The sequence below is a fragment of the Curtobacterium sp. P97 genome (assembly GCF_023712445.1).
GTDB lineage: Bacteria > Actinomycetota > Actinomycetes > Actinomycetales > Microbacteriaceae > Curtobacterium.
Genome location: NZ_JAMAYF010000074.1, coordinates 1 through 474, shown reverse-complemented (window position 1 = coordinate 474; position 474 = coordinate 1). Strand labels below are relative to the sequence as shown.

Below are 474 nucleotides of genomic sequence, written 5' to 3'. Positions count from 1 at the left end.
CTGGTGCACTCCGAGGAGTTCGGCCCCGTCGTCCTGGGCCGCGACGGCCTGCACCGGCTCGACTCCGGGGTGGTGATCGGCGAGGACCCGCTCGCGCCCTACGGCCCGCACGCCGCCCGGCTGGTCGCCCGCACCTCGACGTTCCCGCACTGCGCCGACGTGATGGTCAACAGCCGGTTCGACCCCACCACCGAGGAGTCCCCGGCCTTCGAGCCGCACGTCGGGTCGCACGGCGGGCTCGGCGGGCCCCAGCAGCACGGGTTCCTGCTGCACCCCGCCGGGTTCGCCGAGCCCGGGGAGGTCGTGGGCGCCGAGCACCTGCACCGGGTGCTGCGCGGGTGGCTCACCGACCTCGGCCACCCCGACCCCCGGGCGGCGAGCGCCACGACCTCGGGCACGGCCACGACCTCGGGCACGGCCACGAGCACGGCCTCAAGCACGCCGGCGCAGGAGCCGATCTCCAGGGGGTGACCC

Annotated in this window: 1 pseudogene; it reads left to right on the top strand. The window is 76.6% G+C overall.

The annotated features are described in order from the left end of the window. Positions 1-471, top strand: a pseudogene (locus tag M3677_RS16995) (hypothetical protein); the annotation flags it as partial. Positions 472-474: the final 3 nt, after the last annotated feature.